Genomic DNA, 15,551 nt, shown 5'->3' with positions numbered 1-15,551 from the left:
CGCATCGGCTTTGCGCGAAACTGACACTCTTCTGTCTTATATAAGACTAATCCGGTCGGACTCCCTCCGGAGGGTGGACGCTGTCTCCGGGTTTGTGCTCGAATCGCGCCCCATGTCGCCCCCCGCCGCCCCGGTCCACCCCGTGACGCCGCTCAATGAGCTGGCGCGCGCGGAAGCCGCGCCGTCGTTCAGCCCGCTGTATCGCCAGATCAAGGGGCTGATCCTGAAGGGCCTGCAGGCCGGCGAGTGGAAGGCCGGGGAGGCCATCCCCAGCGAGATGGATCTGGCGGCGCGCTTCGGGGTGAGCCAGGGCACCGTGCGCAAGGCCGTCGACGAGCTCGCCGCCGACAACCTGCTGGTCCGCAAGCAAGGGAAGGGGACCTTCGTCGCCACCCATGCCGAACAGCAGCAGCAATACCGCTTCCTGCGGCTGACGCCCGATGCCGAGGAGGCCTCGTCGCTCGGCCGCCAGCTGCTGGACTGCAGGCGCCAGCGCGCGCCGGCCTTCATCGCGAAGCTCATGCAGCTGCGCGCCGGCGATCCCGTGATCGAGATCCGCCGCCTGCTGCACAGCGGCGGCCATCCGGTCGTGCTCGACGACATCTGGCTGCCGGGCGCGCTGTTCAAGGGGCTCACGACCGAGCGGCTGCTCGAGCATCGCGGCCCGTTCTACAGCCTGCTCGAAACCGAATTCAACGTGCCCATGATCCGGGCGCAGGAAAAGATCCGTGCGGTCGCGGCGGAGGAAGACGCCGCCGCGCTGCTGCAGGTAGCGCCCGGCAGTCCGCTGCTGAGCGTGGAGCGGCTCTCCTTCACCTACGGCGACAAGCCGGTGGAGTTGCGCCGCGGTCTCTACAACACTTCCCACCACTTTTATCGCAACAGCCTGAACTGATGCTTTCGCGTTGCGGCGCTGACGTTTTCATGGCAACGCCAGAAGACGAGATGCGCCCAGGACACCCTTGAGAGGTGTTGCGTTGCCATAAAATCTTCGGGTTTCACATTGATTACAAGGTCGGACATGACGGACGCCACCCAAGCCACCAAGAAGAATCGACCGGTCTACACCAACATCCATGTCACGCAGATCGTGTCGTACCGCTTGCCGCCGGCCGGCATCGTCTCGATCCTGCATCGCATCAGCGGCCTGCTGATGTTCTTCCTGCTCCCGTTCGTGATCTGGATGTTCGACACCAGCCTCACGTCCGAGATCTCGTACGAGTCCTTCACCGCGGCCTTCGTGTCCGGCATCGGCTTCCTGCCGGGCTGGTTCATCAAGCTGGTCGCGCTGGGCCTGATCTGGGGCTACCTGCACCACTTCATCGCCGGCGTGCGCCACCTGTGGATGGATGCGACGCACAGCGTGAGCAAGGAGTTCGGCAAGAGCAGCGCGATCGCCACCCTGGTGCTGAGCGTCGTGCTGACGCTGGCCCTCGGCGCCAAGCTGTTCGCCCTGTACTGATCCCGCCGCGATCGCGCGGCCGCGGGCCGGGCGATCGGGATGAATTCCGACGATTGACCCAAGAGGCAAATCAACAATGACAACCTACGGAAGCAAGCGCATCGTCACCGGTGCGCATTACGGCCTGCGCGACTGGATGGCGCAGCGCGCCACCGCGCTGCTCATGGCGCTGTTCACCCTCGTGCTGCTCGCGCAAGTGCTGTTCACCAGCCAGCCGATCGGCTACGACCTGTGGGCCGGCATCTTCAGCAAGCAATGGATGAAGTTCCTCACCTTCGCGCTGATCGTGTCCCTGGCGTACCACGCCTGGGTCGGCGTGCGCGACATCTGGATGGATTACGTGAAACCGGTGGGCGTGCGGCTGTTCCTGCACACGTTCACGCTGGTGTGGTTGACGGGTTGCGCGGGTTGGGCGATCCAAGTGCTCTGGAGGCTGTAAGAAATGCAAATCGGAACCTCGCTGCCCAAGCGCAAATTCGACGTCGTGATCGTGGGAGCCGGCGGCTCCGGCATGCGCGCGTCGCTGCAGCTGTCGCTCGCCGGCCTGAACGTGGCCGTGCTGTCCAAGGTTTTTCCCACCCGCTCGCACACCGTGGCCGCCCAGGGCGGCATCGGTGCCAGCCTGGGGAACATGTCCGAGGACAACTGGCATTACCACTTCTACGACACCGTGAAGGGCTCGGACTGGCTGGGCGACCAGGACGCCATCGAGTTCATGTGCCGTGAGGCGCCCAAGGTCGTCTACGAGCTCGAACACTTCGGCATGCCGTTCGACCGCAACCCGGACGGCACGATCTACCAGCGTCCCTTCGGCGGCCACACCGCCAACTACGGTGAGAAGCCGGTCCAGCGCGCCTGCGCCGCGGCCGACCGCACCGGCCACGCGCTGCTGCACACGCTGTACCAGCAGAACGTCAAGGCCCGCACCAACTTCTTCGTCGAGTGGATGGCGCTGGACCTGATCCGCGACGCCGACGGCGACTGCGTCGGCGTGACCGCGCTGGAGATGGAGACGGGCGAAGTCCACATCCTCGAGGCCAAGACCGTCCTGCTGGCCACCGGCGGCGCGGGTCGCATCTTCGCGGCCTCGACCAACGCCTTCATCAACACCGGCGACGGCCTGGGCATGGCGGCGCGCGCCGACATCCCGCTGCAGGACATGGAGTTCTGGCAGTTCCACCCGACCGGCGTGGCCGGCGCGGGCGTGCTGCTGACCGAAGGCTGCCGCGGCGAGGGCGCGATCCTGCGCAACGCCAACGGCGAGCGCTTCATGGAGCGTGACGCCCCGACGCTGAAGGACCTGGCGCCGCGCGACTTCGTCTCGCGCTGCATGGACCAGGAAATCAAGGAAGGTCGCGGCTGCGGTCCCAACAAGGACTACGTCGTGCTGGACATGACCCACCTGGGCGGCGACACCATCGCCAAGCGCCTGCCGTCGGTGCTGGAGATCGGTCACAACTTCGCCAACGTCGACATCACGAAGGAACCCATCCCCGTCGTGCCGACCATCCACTACCAGATGGGCGGCATCCCGACCAACGTCCACGGCCAGGTCGTGGTCCAGAAGGGCGAGGAACACCGCAGCGTCGTCAACGGCCTGTACGCGGTGGGCGAATGCTCGTGCGTGTCGGTGCACGGCGCCAATCGCCTGGGCACCAACTCGCTGCTGGACCTGCTGGTCTTCGGCCGCGCCGCGGGCAACCACATCGTCGACGCCCACAAGAGCGCCGGCAAGTCGCACAAGCCGCTGCCCAAGGACGCCGCCGACCAGACGCTGTCGCGCCTGAACCGCCTGGAGTCCAACACCGGCGGGGAATACGCCCAGCAGGTGGCCGACGACATGCGCGCCGCGATGCAGTCGCATGCCGGCGTGTTCCGCACCAGCAAGCTGCTCGACGAAGGCGTCACCGCCATCGCGGCGATCCGCGAGCGGGTCAAGAACATCACGCTGCAGGACAAGTCCAAGGTCTTCAACACCGCGCGTGTCGAGGCCCTGGAAGTGGACAACCTGATCGAGGCCGCGCAGGCGACGATCGTGTCCGCGGCCGCGCGCAAGGAGTGCCGCGGCGCCCACACGGTGAACGACTTCGAGCGCGGCGCGGACGATGCGGAATTCCCGCTGGGCCGCAACGACAAGGAGTGGATGAAGCACACGCTGTGGCATTCCAAGTCGAACAGCCTGACCTACAAGCCGGTCAATCTGCAACCGTTGACCGTCGAGAGCGTCCCGCCGAAGGTCCGTACCTTCTGAGCGCCGCAGGAGCATTCAAATGATCAAGCGCACCTTCAAGATCTACCGCTACGACCCGGACAAGGACGCCAAGCCGTACATGCAGACCATCGAGCTGGAGCTCGCGGGCAACGAACGCATGCTGCTGGACGCCCTGCTCAAGCTCAAGGCCGTGGATCCCTCGCTGTCGTTCCGCCGCTCGTGCCGCGAAGGCGTCTGCGGTTCCGACGCGATGAACATCAACGGCAAGAATGGTCTGGCCTGCCTGACCAACCTGCGCTCGCTGCCGGACGTCATCATCCTCAAGCCGCTGCCGGGCCTGCCCGTCGTCCGCGACCTGATCGTGGACATGACGCAGTTCTTCAAGCAGTACAACTCGATCCGTCCGTTCCTGGTGAACGAGGAAGCGCCGCCCGAGAAGGAGCGCCTGCAGTCCCCGGAAGAGCGCGACGAGCTCAACGGCCTGTACGAGTGCATCCTGTGCGCGAGCTGCTCCACCAGCTGCCCCAGCTTCTGGTGGAACCCCGACAAGTTCGTCGGTCCCGCCGGCCTGCTGCAGGCCTACCGCTTCATCGCCGACAGCCGCGACCAGGCCACCGCGGAGCGCCTCGACAACCTCGAGGACCCGTACCGCCTGTTCCGCTGCCACACCATCATGAACTGCGTCGACGTCTGCCCCAAGGGTCTCAACCCGACGAAGGCGATCGGCAAGATCAAGGAATTGATGGTGCGTCGCACCGTCTGAGCCCGCGAGAACGCACGCACACGCATGAACGCCGCCGACACGAACACCCTCATCGATGAGAGAGGTCTCTCCAAGCTCAAGTGGCGTTGCCGTCGCGGGCTGTTGGAGAATGATCTTTTCATCGAGCGGTTCTTCAAGCGGCATGAAGGCGCGTTGACCGAGTTCCACGCGGAAGGCCTGCGTCAGCTGATGGACCTGTCGGACAACGACCTGCTCGATCTGATGCTGGCCCGCAAGGAGCCGGCCGGCGAACTGGACCGGCCCGACGTTCATGCCGTGCTTGCGATGCTGCGGACCCCTCAGTAACCAGAACCCCTGAAGTCATAAGGAATGCCCATGACCCCGTCTGACGTCAAAGCCACCCTGTCGTTCTCCGATGGCAGCCCGCAAATGGATCTGCCCCTGTACAAGGGCACCATCGGTCCGGATGTGATCGACATCCGCAAGCTTTACGCGCAGACCGGCAAGTTCACCTACGACCCGGGCTTCCTGTCGACGGCGTCGTGCAACTCCACGATCACCTACATCGACGGCGACAAGGGCGAGCTGCTGTACCGCGGCTACCCCATCGAGCAGCTCGCGACCAACTGCGACTACCTCGAGACCTGCTACCTGTTGCTGTACGGCGAGCTGCCCAGCCCGTCGCAGAAGGAAGAGTTCGTCAATCGCGTGACCAACCATACGATGGTCAACGAGCAGATGCAGTTCTTCCTGCGCGGCTTCCGTCGCGACGCGCATCCGATGGCGGTCATGACCGGCCTGGTGGGCGCGCTGTCGGCCTTCTATCACGACAGCACCGACATCAATAATCCCGAGCACCGCGAGATCGCCGCGATCCGCCTGATCGCGAAGATGCCGACGCTGGTGGCGATGGCCTACAAGTACACGATCGGCCAGCCCTACATCTATCCGAAGAACGACCTCTCGTACGCCGGCAACTTCATGCGCATGATGTTCGCCACGCCGTGCGAGGAGTACAAGCCCAACGACGTGCTGGTCCGCGCCATGGACCGCATCTTCACGCTGCATGCGGACCACGAGCAGAACGCGTCGACCTCGACGGTGCGTCTGTGCGGCTCGTCGGGCACCAACCCGTTCGCGGCCATCGCCGCGGGCGTGGCCTGCCTGTGGGGTCCGGCGCACGGCGGCGCCAACGAGGCCTGCCTGAACATGCTCAACGACATCCAGCAGATGGGTGGCGTCGCCAAGATCGGCGAGTTCATCAAGCAGGTCAAGGACAAGAACAGCAACGTCAAGCTGATGGGCTTCGGCCACCGGGTCTACAAGAACTACGACCCGCGCGCCAAGCTGATGCGCGAGACCTGCCACGAAGTCCTGAACGAGCTGGGCCTGCACGACGACCCGCTGTTCAAGCTGGCGATGGAGCTGGAGAAGATCGCGCTGGAAGACGAATACTTCGTCGCCCGCAAGCTGTACCCGAACGTCGACTTCTACTCCGGCATCGTGCAGCGCGCCATCGGCATCCCGGTGCCGCTGTTCACCGCGATCTTCGCGCTGGCCCGCACGGTCGGCTGGATCGCCCAGCTGAACGAGATGATCGGCGACCCCGAGTACAAGATCGGCCGCCCCCGTCAGCTGTTCGTCGGCGCCACCAAGCGCGACGTCACGCCGATCGCCCAACGCTGATCGACCGGCGCCGAGCCGGACCACCGGCTCTCCGCACCAAGCCCCTGAGCTTCGGCCAGGGGCTTTTTTGCATTTGAATATTTGATGCGCGCGCTCCGCCCCGGCCAGGAGCGCATCGCCGGTGGGTTATGCTCTGCAAACGTTTGCAATTGACTGAACCAGCCAGTTTGGCACGAGCAGAGGACCGGATCGATCGATGAGCACCATCAAGGATGTAGCCGCGCTGGCGGGGGTGTCCTTCACCACGGTGTCGCATGTGCTGAACAACACGCGGCCGGTGAGCGCCGAGGCCCGCGCGCGCGTGCTGGCGGCGGTCGACGAGATCGGTTATCTGCCCAGCGCGGTGGCCCGCTCGCTGCGTCGCAGCGAGACCAAGATCGTCGGCGTGCTGGTGCCCAACGTGCGCAACCCGTTCTTCGCGGAGCTGGTCGTCGGCGCCGAGGAGTGGTGCCGGCAGGCGGGCTATTCGGTCTTCCTCTGCAACTCGGACAACGATCCCAAGCATCAGCAGGCCTACCTGCGCACGCTGCTCGAGAAGCGCATCGACGGCCTGCTGCTGAGCTCGGCCGGTGACGCCGAGACGCTGGCCAGCACCTTCCGCCACGCGAGCGTGCCGGTGGTGACCGTGGACCGTCTGGTGCCCGGCGCGCGCGCGGACCGCGTCAGCGTGAACAACCAGCTCGGCGCCTTCGAGGTGGTCCGTCATCTGCTGGAACTGGGCCATCGCCGCATCGGCTGCGTCAGCGGCCCCGCCGAATTCGAGGTCACCACCGAACGTGTCGCCGGCTGGCGCAATGCGATGGAGCAGCGCGGCCTGGAGGCACGTGCCGAGTGGCTGGCCGAAAGCGACTTCAGCACCGCCGGCGGCTACGACGCCGTCAAGGCGCTGCTGACGCGTCAGCCCGAGCTGACTGCCGTCTTCGCCTGCAACGACCTGATGGGCATGGGCGCGCTGCGCGCCGCCGCCGAGCTCGGCCTGAACGTGCCGCGTCAGCTGTCGGTCGTGGGCTTCGATGCCATCGAACTCGGCAGTTATGTCTATCCCGCGCTCACCAGCGTGGGCTGCTCGATCCGCGACCTGGGCCGGGAGGCCGGCCGCGCGCTGATCGAGCGCATCGAGAATCCCCAGGCGCCCTTCAAGGACCTGCAACTCGTGCCGCAGGTCGTGCTGCGCGAGAGCACCGCGGCGCCGTCGTCTCCGGAGCATTCATGACTTCAGCAAAGGCTGCCGCCACCGTGGTGGTGGTGGGCAGCGTCAACATGGACCTCGTGGCCCACGCCGCGCGTCTGCCCGCGCCGGGCGAGACCCTGATCGGGGAGGCCTTCGCCGGCACGCCGGGCGGCAAGGGCGGCAACCAGGCGGTGGCCGCGTCGCGGCTGGGCGCCGAGGTGGCGCTGATCGGCCGTGTCGGCATGCGCCAGCACGGGCAGGACCTGCTGAAGGCGCTGGAAGCCGAACGCGTGCATGTGCAGGCGATCCGCCGCGACGAGGCGACCTGGCCCGGCCTGGCCGTGATCATGGTCGCGAGCGAGGGCGGCGAGAACGCGATCGTCGTCGTGCCCGGCAGCAATGCGGACCTGGACGCCGCCGACGTGGAGCAGGGCGGGGCGCTGCTGCGCCAGGCCAGGGTGGTCGTGGCGCAACTGGAAGTGCCGGTCCCGGCCATCCAGCGCGCCTTCGAGATCGCCCGCGACGCCGGCGTGACCACGGTGCTGAATGCCGCGCCGGCCCAGGACCTGCCAGCCGCGCTGCTGGGCCTGAGCGACTGGCTGATCGTCAACGAAACCGAAGCCCTGCAGCTGGCGCGCGATGTGGCGCTGCCCGGCGACGCCGACGGCATCGCCATCGCGCGCGCGACCGCCCCGCATCTGCGGACGCTGGGACCGCGCCATGTGCTCGTGACGCTCGGCGGCGCCGGGGCCTGGCTGCTCAGCGACGAGCATCCCGACGGTCTGCATCTGCACGCGTCGCGCGTGGCGGCGGTGGACACGGTCGGCGCCGGCGACACGCTCGTGGGCGGACTCGCCGTGGGCCTGGCCGAAGGTCTGGTGCCGGCCCGCGCGGCCGCGCTGGGACAGCTGGCGGCGGCGCTCGCGGTCAGCCGGACCGGCGTGCAGCAGGCGATGCCGCACCGTTCTGAACTGCCGGAATTGCCCGAGCTCGCCGAGCTGATCGCGAACGGGGCACACTCCGCCGACGGCAACCCCTGACCCTGGAGCGCAGTACCCCATGGACAGCAAACATTCCGCTTCGGACCTGGGCCCGAAGCCCATCCCGGTCCTCTTCGACACCGATCCCGGCATCGACGACGCGCTCGCGCTCGCGCTGCTGGCCTGCCATCCCCGTTTTGAACTGGTGGCCGTCACGACGGTCTTCGGCAACGGCCCGGTCGCCACGACCACGCGCAACGCGTGCGGGCTGACCGCGCTCTTCCGCCGCGACGTGCCGGTCGCCGCGGGCGCCGCAGGCCCGTTGCGCGATGAACGCCGCCGCAAGGACGCCGCGCATGTGCACGGCGACGACGGCCTGGGCGGCGTCGCCGACCGGCTGCCGGCGCCGACGCGGCCGCTCGATCCGCGTCCCGCGCATCAGCTGATCTGCGAGCTGGTCAACGGACGGCCCGGCGAGATCACGCTGGTGGCCGTGGGACCGTTCACCAACCTGGCGCTCGCGCTGAAGCACGATCCCGGGATCGCCGGCAAGGTCAAGCGCGTCGTCGTGATGGGCGGCGCCTTCGGACTGAAGGGCCACGGCGGCAACGTGACGCCCGTGGCCGAGGCCAACATCATGGCCGACCCGGAAGCCGCGGATCAGGTCTTCACCGCCGCCTGGCCGGTGACCATCGTCGGCCTGGACGTGACGCAGGAAGCGATCATGCGCGAGGCCGACCTGGCCAGGCTGCGCGGCCGCGGCGACGGCGCGGGCGATGTGCTCTGGGCGGCGACGCGCCACTACCAGCAGTTCTACGACGCGCGAGACGGCATCGGCGGCATCTACGCGCACGACGCGAGCGCCGCGGCGATCCTGCTGGTGCCGGACGCGTTCACGCTGCGCGCGGGCCCGGTGCGTGTGGCGCTGGAAGGCATCGCCACCGGCCAGACCATCCAGGACTGGCGCGGCGAGCACGGCACCGCCACGCCGTGGAGCGGCCATCCGGCGCAGCAGGTCTGCGTCGAGGTCGACGCGACGCGCGTGCTGGCGCTGTTCGACGAGATCTTCTGAATCCGCGGCGCCGCGACGGCGCCGCCAAGAATCAAGACAATGCACCTCGCGCCGAGCGGCGTGAGCAAGGAGAACCTGAATGACGACCCAAGCCGTGAAGCTGCTGTTGCCCCGCTGGCTGATCACCATGACCCCGGACAGCCCCGTGCTCGAGCAGCACGCGCTGGCCATCGAAGGCGAGCGCATCGCCGCCGTCCTGCCGCGCGAGGAAGCCCTCAAGCGTTACGCCGACGCCGAACGCGTCGAGCTGCCGAACCATGTGCTGATCCCCGGCCTGATCAACGCCCACACGCATTCGGCGATGTCGCTGCTGCGCGGCGTCGCGGACGACCTCGCGCTGATGGACTGGCTCAACAACCACATCTGGCCGCTGGAGCGCCAGTGGGTCAGCGAGGACTGGACCTACCAGGGCTCGCTGCTGTCGGCGGCCGAAGCGCTGCGCGGCGGCGTGACCTACCTGAACGACATGTACTTCTTCCCGACCGCGATGGCCCGCGCGGCGGTGGACAGCGGGATCCGCGCCGGCGTGTCGATCAACGTCATCGACTTCCCGACCGGCTACGCCGCCAACGCCCAGGACTACATCGACAAGGGCCTGGCCGCCTACGAGCAGTTCAAGGGCGAGAAGCTGCTGGACTGGACCAGCGCGCCGCACGCGCCGTACACGGTCTCGGACGAGACCTTCATCCAGCTGCGTCAACTGGCCGAAAAGTACGACCTGCAGATGCACTGCCACATCCATGAGACGCAGGACGAGATCGACGGCAGCGTGAAGCAGTACGGCGAGCGTCCGCTGGCACGCCTCAACAAGCTGGGCCTGCTGAACGCGAAGATGATCGCGGTGCACATGGTCCACCTGACCCCGGACGAGATCGACCTCGTCGCGAAGCAGGGCGTGCACCTGGTCCACAACCCGAATTCCAACCTGAAGCTGGCGTCGGGCGTCGCGCCGCTGAAGGCGCTGGAAGCCGCCGGCGTCAACACAGTGCTGGGCACCGACGGCGCGGCCTCCAACAACCGCCAGGACATGTTCAACGAGATCCGCGCCGCGGCGCTGCTCGCCAAGGGCGTCACCGGCGACCCGCTGACGGTGACCGCGCGCACCGCGCTGGAGATGGCCACCGTGCGCGCCGCCAAGGCCATGGGCCGTGCGAACGACCTGGGCACGCTGGAGGCCGGCAAGCTGGCCGACGTGGTCGCGGTGGCGCTGGACTCGATCGAGTGCCAGCCCGTGTATCACGCCGATGCGCAGCTCGTTTACGTGGCCGGGCGTGAACATGTCACGGATGTCTGGGTGGGCGGCCGGCAGGTGCTGTCGAATCGCAACGTTCTGACCTTCGACACGCAGGCTTTGCTTGGGCGGGTAGCGGACATCGTGGCTAAGATGCGCGCGGGGCGCTGATCCCCCCTGAACATGGGGGGTCCAGTCGCCGAGGGGCCGGCGTCGATCTGATCGCCGGCGAGCTGGAGACACAGCCGGCCGCCACCGCGTGCCGGCGGGACAGACCACCATGAGCAAGCCTACACGGAGCCGGCCCCTGAGCCGGTTCGCCGCTTCCATCGCCACCGCACTGGTGGCTTTCAGCCTCAGCGCCGCCGCGCACGCGGACATCCTGATCGGCCAGACCGCCGGCTTCTCCGGCCAGGTCTCCGCCAGCGTCAAGGAACTGACGCTGGGCGCCAGGCTGTACATCGACAAGGTCAACGCCACCGGCGGCGTCAACGGCCAGAAGATCGACCTGCAGTCGCTGGACGACGCCTTCGATCCCAAACGTGCCGCCGCCAATGCGCAGACGCTGATCGACAAGGGCGCCGTCGCCCTGTTCCTGACGCGCGGCACGCCGCACACGCAGGCCGTGATGCCGCTGCTCGACAAGGCCCAGGTGCCGCTGATCGCGCCGTCGACCGGCGCGATGCTGCTGCACAAGCCGGTCCATCCCTTCATTTTCAACGTGCGCTCGACCTACCAGCGCGAAGCCGAGCGGGCCATCCAGCTGCTCCTGGAGATGGGCAACACCCGCATCGCCCTGCTGCAGGTGAACGACACCTTCGGCGCGGACGGCATCACCGGCGCCATGGCGGGTTTCAACGACCGCAAGATGAAGCCGGTCGCCCATTTCACCTATGAGCGTGAGAAGCCGGACATCGCCGGCGTGGTCAAGCAACTCATCGCCGCCGACCCGCAGGTCGTGCTGATGGTCGCGTCGCAGCAGATCACCGCCGACACGATCAACGCGCTGCGCGCGGCCGGCTCGCGCATCCTGGGCGCGACCCTGTCCAACAACGCCTCGAACGGGTTCGTCCAGCTGCTGGGCCAGAACGCCGCCGGCATCATCGTGTCGCAGGTCTTCCCGAGCGAGCGCTCGACCAACGTGCCGATGGTCCGCGAGCTGGGCGATCTGGTGAAGGCCCATCCCGCCGAATCCAACGGCCAGGTCACGCCGGCCATGATGGAGGGGTTCGCTTCCGCCAAGGTGCTGGTGGAGGCGCTCAAGCGCGCCGGCAAGGATCCCAGCCGCGCCGCCGTTCAGAAAGTGCTCAACAGCATGACGCGCTTCGACCTGGGCGGCATGGAGGTCGGTTACTCGCCGACCGATCACACGGGCACCAATTACGCCGACATCGCGATCATCGACCCGAGAGGGCGTTTCCTGCGCTGATCCTCGCCGCCGGACATTCCCTTTGCGACGGGCGCCTTCGGGCGCCCGTTCTGTTTTTCCTGACGCCAGGGCCGGCCGAACGAGGCGCCGCCAGGGGATCTTGCGCGACTGAGTCGCCAGTCCAGCCTTCGATCCGATATTGCCGGCGCCCACGCCTGAAACAAGGAGGGGGCTTCGGCATATTCAATGGCATCGCCCATGCGGTGGATTCGCCGGATGACTCAAGAAATTCGCCATTCGAATCGCTGAAAGCTAGCAGATTTAAGTCGATAAATGCATTCATGAGTGATTAGCAAACTGATCGCAGTCGGTGACACTGCCACTAATAGTTTGCAAATGGATTGATGTCATGAGAAACATGTATGCCGTCGCTGTCGGCCTGACGCTCGCGGGCGCCGGTTGCCTGCTGGCCGAGAAGGCGGAAGCTTCGGTCCCTGGTCATCCCTTGTTTGAACTTACTGTCATTGGTTACCTGCTCGCGATCGGGGGCCTGGTACTGCTGATCGCCTGCCTGGCCGCCAGCGCGGAAGACTGGATCAAAAGCCGATGGCGACGGGTGTCCGGGTCCGACGACGGGGAATGGGATCCCCCGCGGCCGCGCGTCCTGGACCACCACTGAATTCAGTAGTCTGGTGATTTCGGGTTTACTTGCTTCGGTGATTGCTGGTTTCTGCTCGCTCGCGAAACTGTGCCCGCCTCTGGGCAATGGGACAACGAGTGAGAAGGAGCCAACGAATGAGTATTGCCGTCGTGATCATCGAAGACGACCCCACCGTCATGAAAAGGTTGGTGGACGTGATTTCGAACAGTAGTTTCTGCGAAGTGGTGGGCATCGCCAAGAATCGCGGCGAAGCGGTGGCGGCCATCCTCGCCAACCGCGCGGATCTCTATATCGTCGACCTGGGCCTGCCGGATGTCGACGGCGTCGAACTGATCCGCCTGATCCAGGACAAGTGCCCGGAATCGCGCAGCGTCGTCGTCAGCACCTTCGGCGACAGCAAGCATGTGATGCGCAGCCTGCGGGCCGGCGCGAGCGGCTATCTGCTCAAGGACGAGATCCAGCCGGGGATGGTGGACAAGCTCGTCAGCGCCCACAACGGACAGTCGCCCTTGAGTCCGGCGGTCGCGCAACTGGTGGTCGAGCGGATCAACATGCTCGAGAACAACGTGCGTCCGCATGTCGATCGGCAGAAGGTCCTGCGCGACCTCGGGCTGGGCGAGCGCGAGTGGGAGGTGCTGCGCCACCTCGTCGACGGCCTGCCCATTGTCGAGATCGGGCGTCGGCTGAGCATCTCGCATCACACCGTCAACCAGCATCTGCGCAGCGTCTACCGCAAGCTGGGTGTGAAGTCGCGCGCGATGGCGGCCAACGCCGCGCGCCTGCACGGGCTCATCGATGAGTAGTCCGAGGCGAAGCTCGCTGAAGACGGTGTTCTTCTGGCTGACCTTCTTCGTCCTGGCCCTGCTGGTCGTGGCCACCAGCAGTCTCGCGACGCGGGTCTACCGCGTCGAGGGCGCCCAGGACCTGGAGATCGTCGAGGCCGGGACGATCTCGCGCGACGCCGGCCCGGAGGTGCCGCGGCTGGAGGGCCCGGTCCTCGCCCGCGAGGGGATGTTCGCGTTGCCGTATCTCCACGACCTCAGCCAGGTGGACGGGTTGAAGCGGGCGAGATTCCGCATCGACCTGGACCGGTACCTCGCGCACCCGGCACCGTGTTGCGACGCCCGCGCGGGCTACCGGGGAGATTCGCGGATCCCCGGCACCAGTCTCCTCATCAGCCAGGCCCTGGACGGGATGGACGTCTACCTGAACGGTGTCTGGGTCGCCGGCCTGCCGAAGTCCACGGTCGACGCGCGCTACAAGTGGTACCGCCCGCTGCAGGTCCCGCTGGCCCGCAGTCTCGTGCGGCCCGAAGGGAATGTGCTGACCGTCGAACTCACCACCTGGGATCGGCAGGTCCACATCGCGCCGGTGTACATCGGCGACCTCGACACCATCTCCTACATCGGCGAGCTGACGCTGTTCGTCGGCACCTCGCTGGCCAATGCCTCCAATGTGTTCTGTCTGCTGGCGGGCATGTTCATGCTGGGGGCCTGGCTGGCGAACCGGCGGGAGGGGGCGGTCTTCCTGCATGCGGGCGCCACGACGGTGCTGTGGTCGGTGCTGTTCTCGCTGGTGCTGCTGCCCTACGTCCCGGCCGCGCTGGTGCCCCTGTGGCTCTGGGCCCAGTACGCCTGCATCGGCGGCGTCGTGGTGGTGCTCACGCTGTTCATCTTCGCCTTCGTCGAGGAGCCCCTGGGACGCGGCGGGACCCTGGCGCTGTTCGGCGCGGCGGCCTTCGCCGCGCTCACCTATCCGCTGCTGGGCGCGCGCGGGCGCGAATGGCTGGACGCCTACTGGCTGCCCCTGTTGCTCGTGTTCCACCTCTACGCCTGCTCGCGCCTGGCGCTCCACGTCGCGCGGACGCGTTCACGCACGGCCATGTCGCTGCTCTTCCAGTCGGTGCTGGCCCAGGTCTTTGCGCTGCGGGACCACAACGCGGTACGGGCGCTCGTGTCCTTCCCGATGCCGGATGCCGGCTGGTCCTTGTCGCATTTGCTGGTCACGCCGATCTACCTGAGCCACCTCAGCGTGCCGCTGCTGCTGTTCGTCGTCGCGCAGATCCTGCTGACGAAGTTCCAGGCGAACGTGAAGCGCGTCCGCGACAACAACCGCATCCTCTCCGAGACCCTGCAGCAGCGCGAACGGGAACTGCTGATCAGCTACAACCGCCAGCGCGAGATGGAAACCGAATCCGCCGCGCAGGCCGAGCGCGACCGGATCTATCGGGACCTGCACGACGGCATCGGCTCCAAGCTGGTCACGACGCTCTTCAGCGTGCGCGACCGCGACATCGACCATGAGCGCCTGGAACGCGGCCTGATGGCCGCCCTGAAGGACCTGCGCGAGATCATCTCGGTGACGGAGGTCCACGAGCAGCGCACGATCCACGACATCCTGTTCACCTACTGCAGCAACCTGGACGAGTCGCTCAGCCGGGGTGACTTCCAGATCGAATACGACATTCCCGAAGGACCCGAAATCGTGCTGCTGGCCGACCTTTCCAAGCAGGTGATGCGCATCGTCGAAGAATCCGTCGCCAACACCATCAAGTATGCGAATGCGAGCCGGCTGTCGATCCGCATGACGGTGCTGCACGGCGAGCGGCTGGAGGTGCTGATCGAGGACAACGGCCAGTCGGGGGGCGCGCAGCGCGAGTTGGCCGGCGACGAGGCCGCGCGGGAAACAAGCGCGGAACAGGGGAGCGGCGAGGACTCGCCGCTGGGCGGCGGCACCGGCCTGGCCGGCTTGCGTCGCCGCGCCGAACGGATAGGCGCGGTCTTCCATTTCGAACGCACGCCGAACGGCGCGAGGACCTCGCTGAGCCTCGGCTTGACCGTTTCGGCCACGCGCGATCCAGCAAACGAGTCGGTCAACGACTGTTCCCAGTCGGAAATCGTTGCAATGCCACTGAGCTGAGCCATCGAACGTTTGGCCGTTACTGGAAATACTGACGTCCCGCCCGGGCTTCCGGGTCTGTCGA

The 15,551-nt window shown here is 66.8% G+C and carries 15 protein-coding genes; all 15 read left to right on the top strand.

Annotated elements, in window-relative coordinates:
- The first annotated feature begins 112 nt into the window (after positions 1-112).
- Positions 113-895: a GntR family transcriptional regulator gene (locus PV762_RS22780; RefSeq protein WP_421037252.1), complete on the top strand. Its 783-nt coding sequence runs from the start codon at positions 113-115 to the stop codon at positions 893-895.
- 126 nt (positions 896-1,021) lie between these two features.
- Positions 1,022-1,462 carry a succinate dehydrogenase, cytochrome b556 subunit gene (sdhC, locus tag PV762_RS22775; protein WP_421037251.1) on the top strand — a complete coding sequence of 147 codons (441 nt, stop codon included), beginning with the start codon at positions 1,022-1,024 and terminating at the stop codon, positions 1,460-1,462.
- A 76-nt stretch (positions 1,463-1,538) separates the two neighbouring features.
- Complete coding sequence (gene sdhD / locus PV762_RS22770) at positions 1,539-1,901, top strand: succinate dehydrogenase, hydrophobic membrane anchor protein (protein WP_421037250.1); 363 nt, start codon at positions 1,539-1,541, stop codon at positions 1,899-1,901.
- 3 nt (positions 1,902-1,904) lie between these two features.
- Positions 1,905-3,713, top strand: a complete 1,809-nt coding sequence (gene sdhA, locus PV762_RS22765; protein WP_421037249.1) for a succinate dehydrogenase flavoprotein subunit — start codon at positions 1,905-1,907, stop codon at positions 3,711-3,713.
- A 19-nt stretch (positions 3,714-3,732) separates the two neighbouring features.
- Positions 3,733-4,437: a succinate dehydrogenase iron-sulfur subunit gene (locus PV762_RS22760; RefSeq protein WP_067273709.1), complete on the top strand. Its 705-nt coding sequence runs from the start codon at positions 3,733-3,735 to the stop codon at positions 4,435-4,437.
- 24 nt (positions 4,438-4,461) lie between these two features.
- Entirely contained in the window at positions 4,462-4,743 is a 282-nt protein-coding gene (locus tag PV762_RS22755) for a succinate dehydrogenase assembly factor 2 (protein ID WP_421037248.1), read from the top strand.
- Between the two features lie 30 nt (positions 4,744-4,773).
- Positions 4,774-6,084, top strand: coding sequence for a citrate synthase (gene gltA / locus PV762_RS22750; protein ID WP_421037247.1), 1,311 nt, complete (start codon positions 4,774-4,776; stop codon positions 6,082-6,084).
- Positions 6,085-6,280: 196 nt separating this feature from the next.
- Positions 6,281-7,297, top strand: coding sequence for a LacI family DNA-binding transcriptional regulator (locus PV762_RS22745; RefSeq protein ID WP_421037246.1), 1,017 nt, complete (start codon positions 6,281-6,283; stop codon positions 7,295-7,297).
- Complete coding sequence (locus tag PV762_RS22740) at positions 7,294-8,295, top strand: ribokinase (RefSeq protein WP_421037245.1); 1,002 nt, start codon at positions 7,294-7,296, stop codon at positions 8,293-8,295. Before PV762_RS22745 ends, PV762_RS22740 begins: the two co-directional genes overlap by 4 nt.
- Positions 8,296-8,314: 19 nt before the next feature.
- A complete protein-coding gene (locus tag PV762_RS22735) occupies positions 8,315-9,307 on the top strand; it encodes a nucleoside hydrolase (RefSeq protein WP_421037244.1) in 993 nt (330 codons plus the stop codon).
- 79 nt (positions 9,308-9,386) lie between these two features.
- On the top strand, positions 9,387-10,709 hold the full coding sequence (locus tag PV762_RS22730) for a TRZ/ATZ family hydrolase (protein ID WP_421037243.1): 1,323 nt from the start codon (positions 9,387-9,389) through the stop codon (positions 10,707-10,709).
- 109 nt (positions 10,710-10,818) lie between these two features.
- On the top strand, positions 10,819-11,967 hold the full coding sequence (locus tag PV762_RS22725) for an ABC transporter substrate-binding protein (protein WP_421037242.1): 1,149 nt from the start codon (positions 10,819-10,821) through the stop codon (positions 11,965-11,967).
- Between the two features lie 358 nt (positions 11,968-12,325).
- Positions 12,326-12,586, top strand: a complete 261-nt coding sequence (locus PV762_RS22720; protein ID WP_421037241.1) for a hypothetical protein — start codon at positions 12,326-12,328, stop codon at positions 12,584-12,586.
- A 116-nt stretch (positions 12,587-12,702) separates the two neighbouring features.
- Entirely contained in the window at positions 12,703-13,371 is a 669-nt protein-coding gene (locus PV762_RS22715) for a response regulator (protein ID WP_421037240.1), read from the top strand.
- Entirely contained in the window at positions 13,364-15,487 is a 2,124-nt protein-coding gene (locus PV762_RS22710; RefSeq protein ID WP_421037239.1) for an ATP-binding protein, read from the top strand. The genes PV762_RS22715 and PV762_RS22710 overlap by 8 nt, the downstream gene beginning before the upstream one ends.
- The last annotated feature ends 64 nt before the right edge of the window (positions 15,488-15,551 follow it).

It is taken from the genome of Mitsuaria sp. CC2, assembly GCF_048957715.1.
In the GTDB taxonomy this organism is placed as follows: domain Bacteria; phylum Pseudomonadota; class Gammaproteobacteria; order Burkholderiales; family Burkholderiaceae_C; genus Roseateles.
The sequence above is the reverse complement of the archived record's forward strand: the minus strand, read 5'-3'. Positions and strand labels throughout refer to the sequence as shown.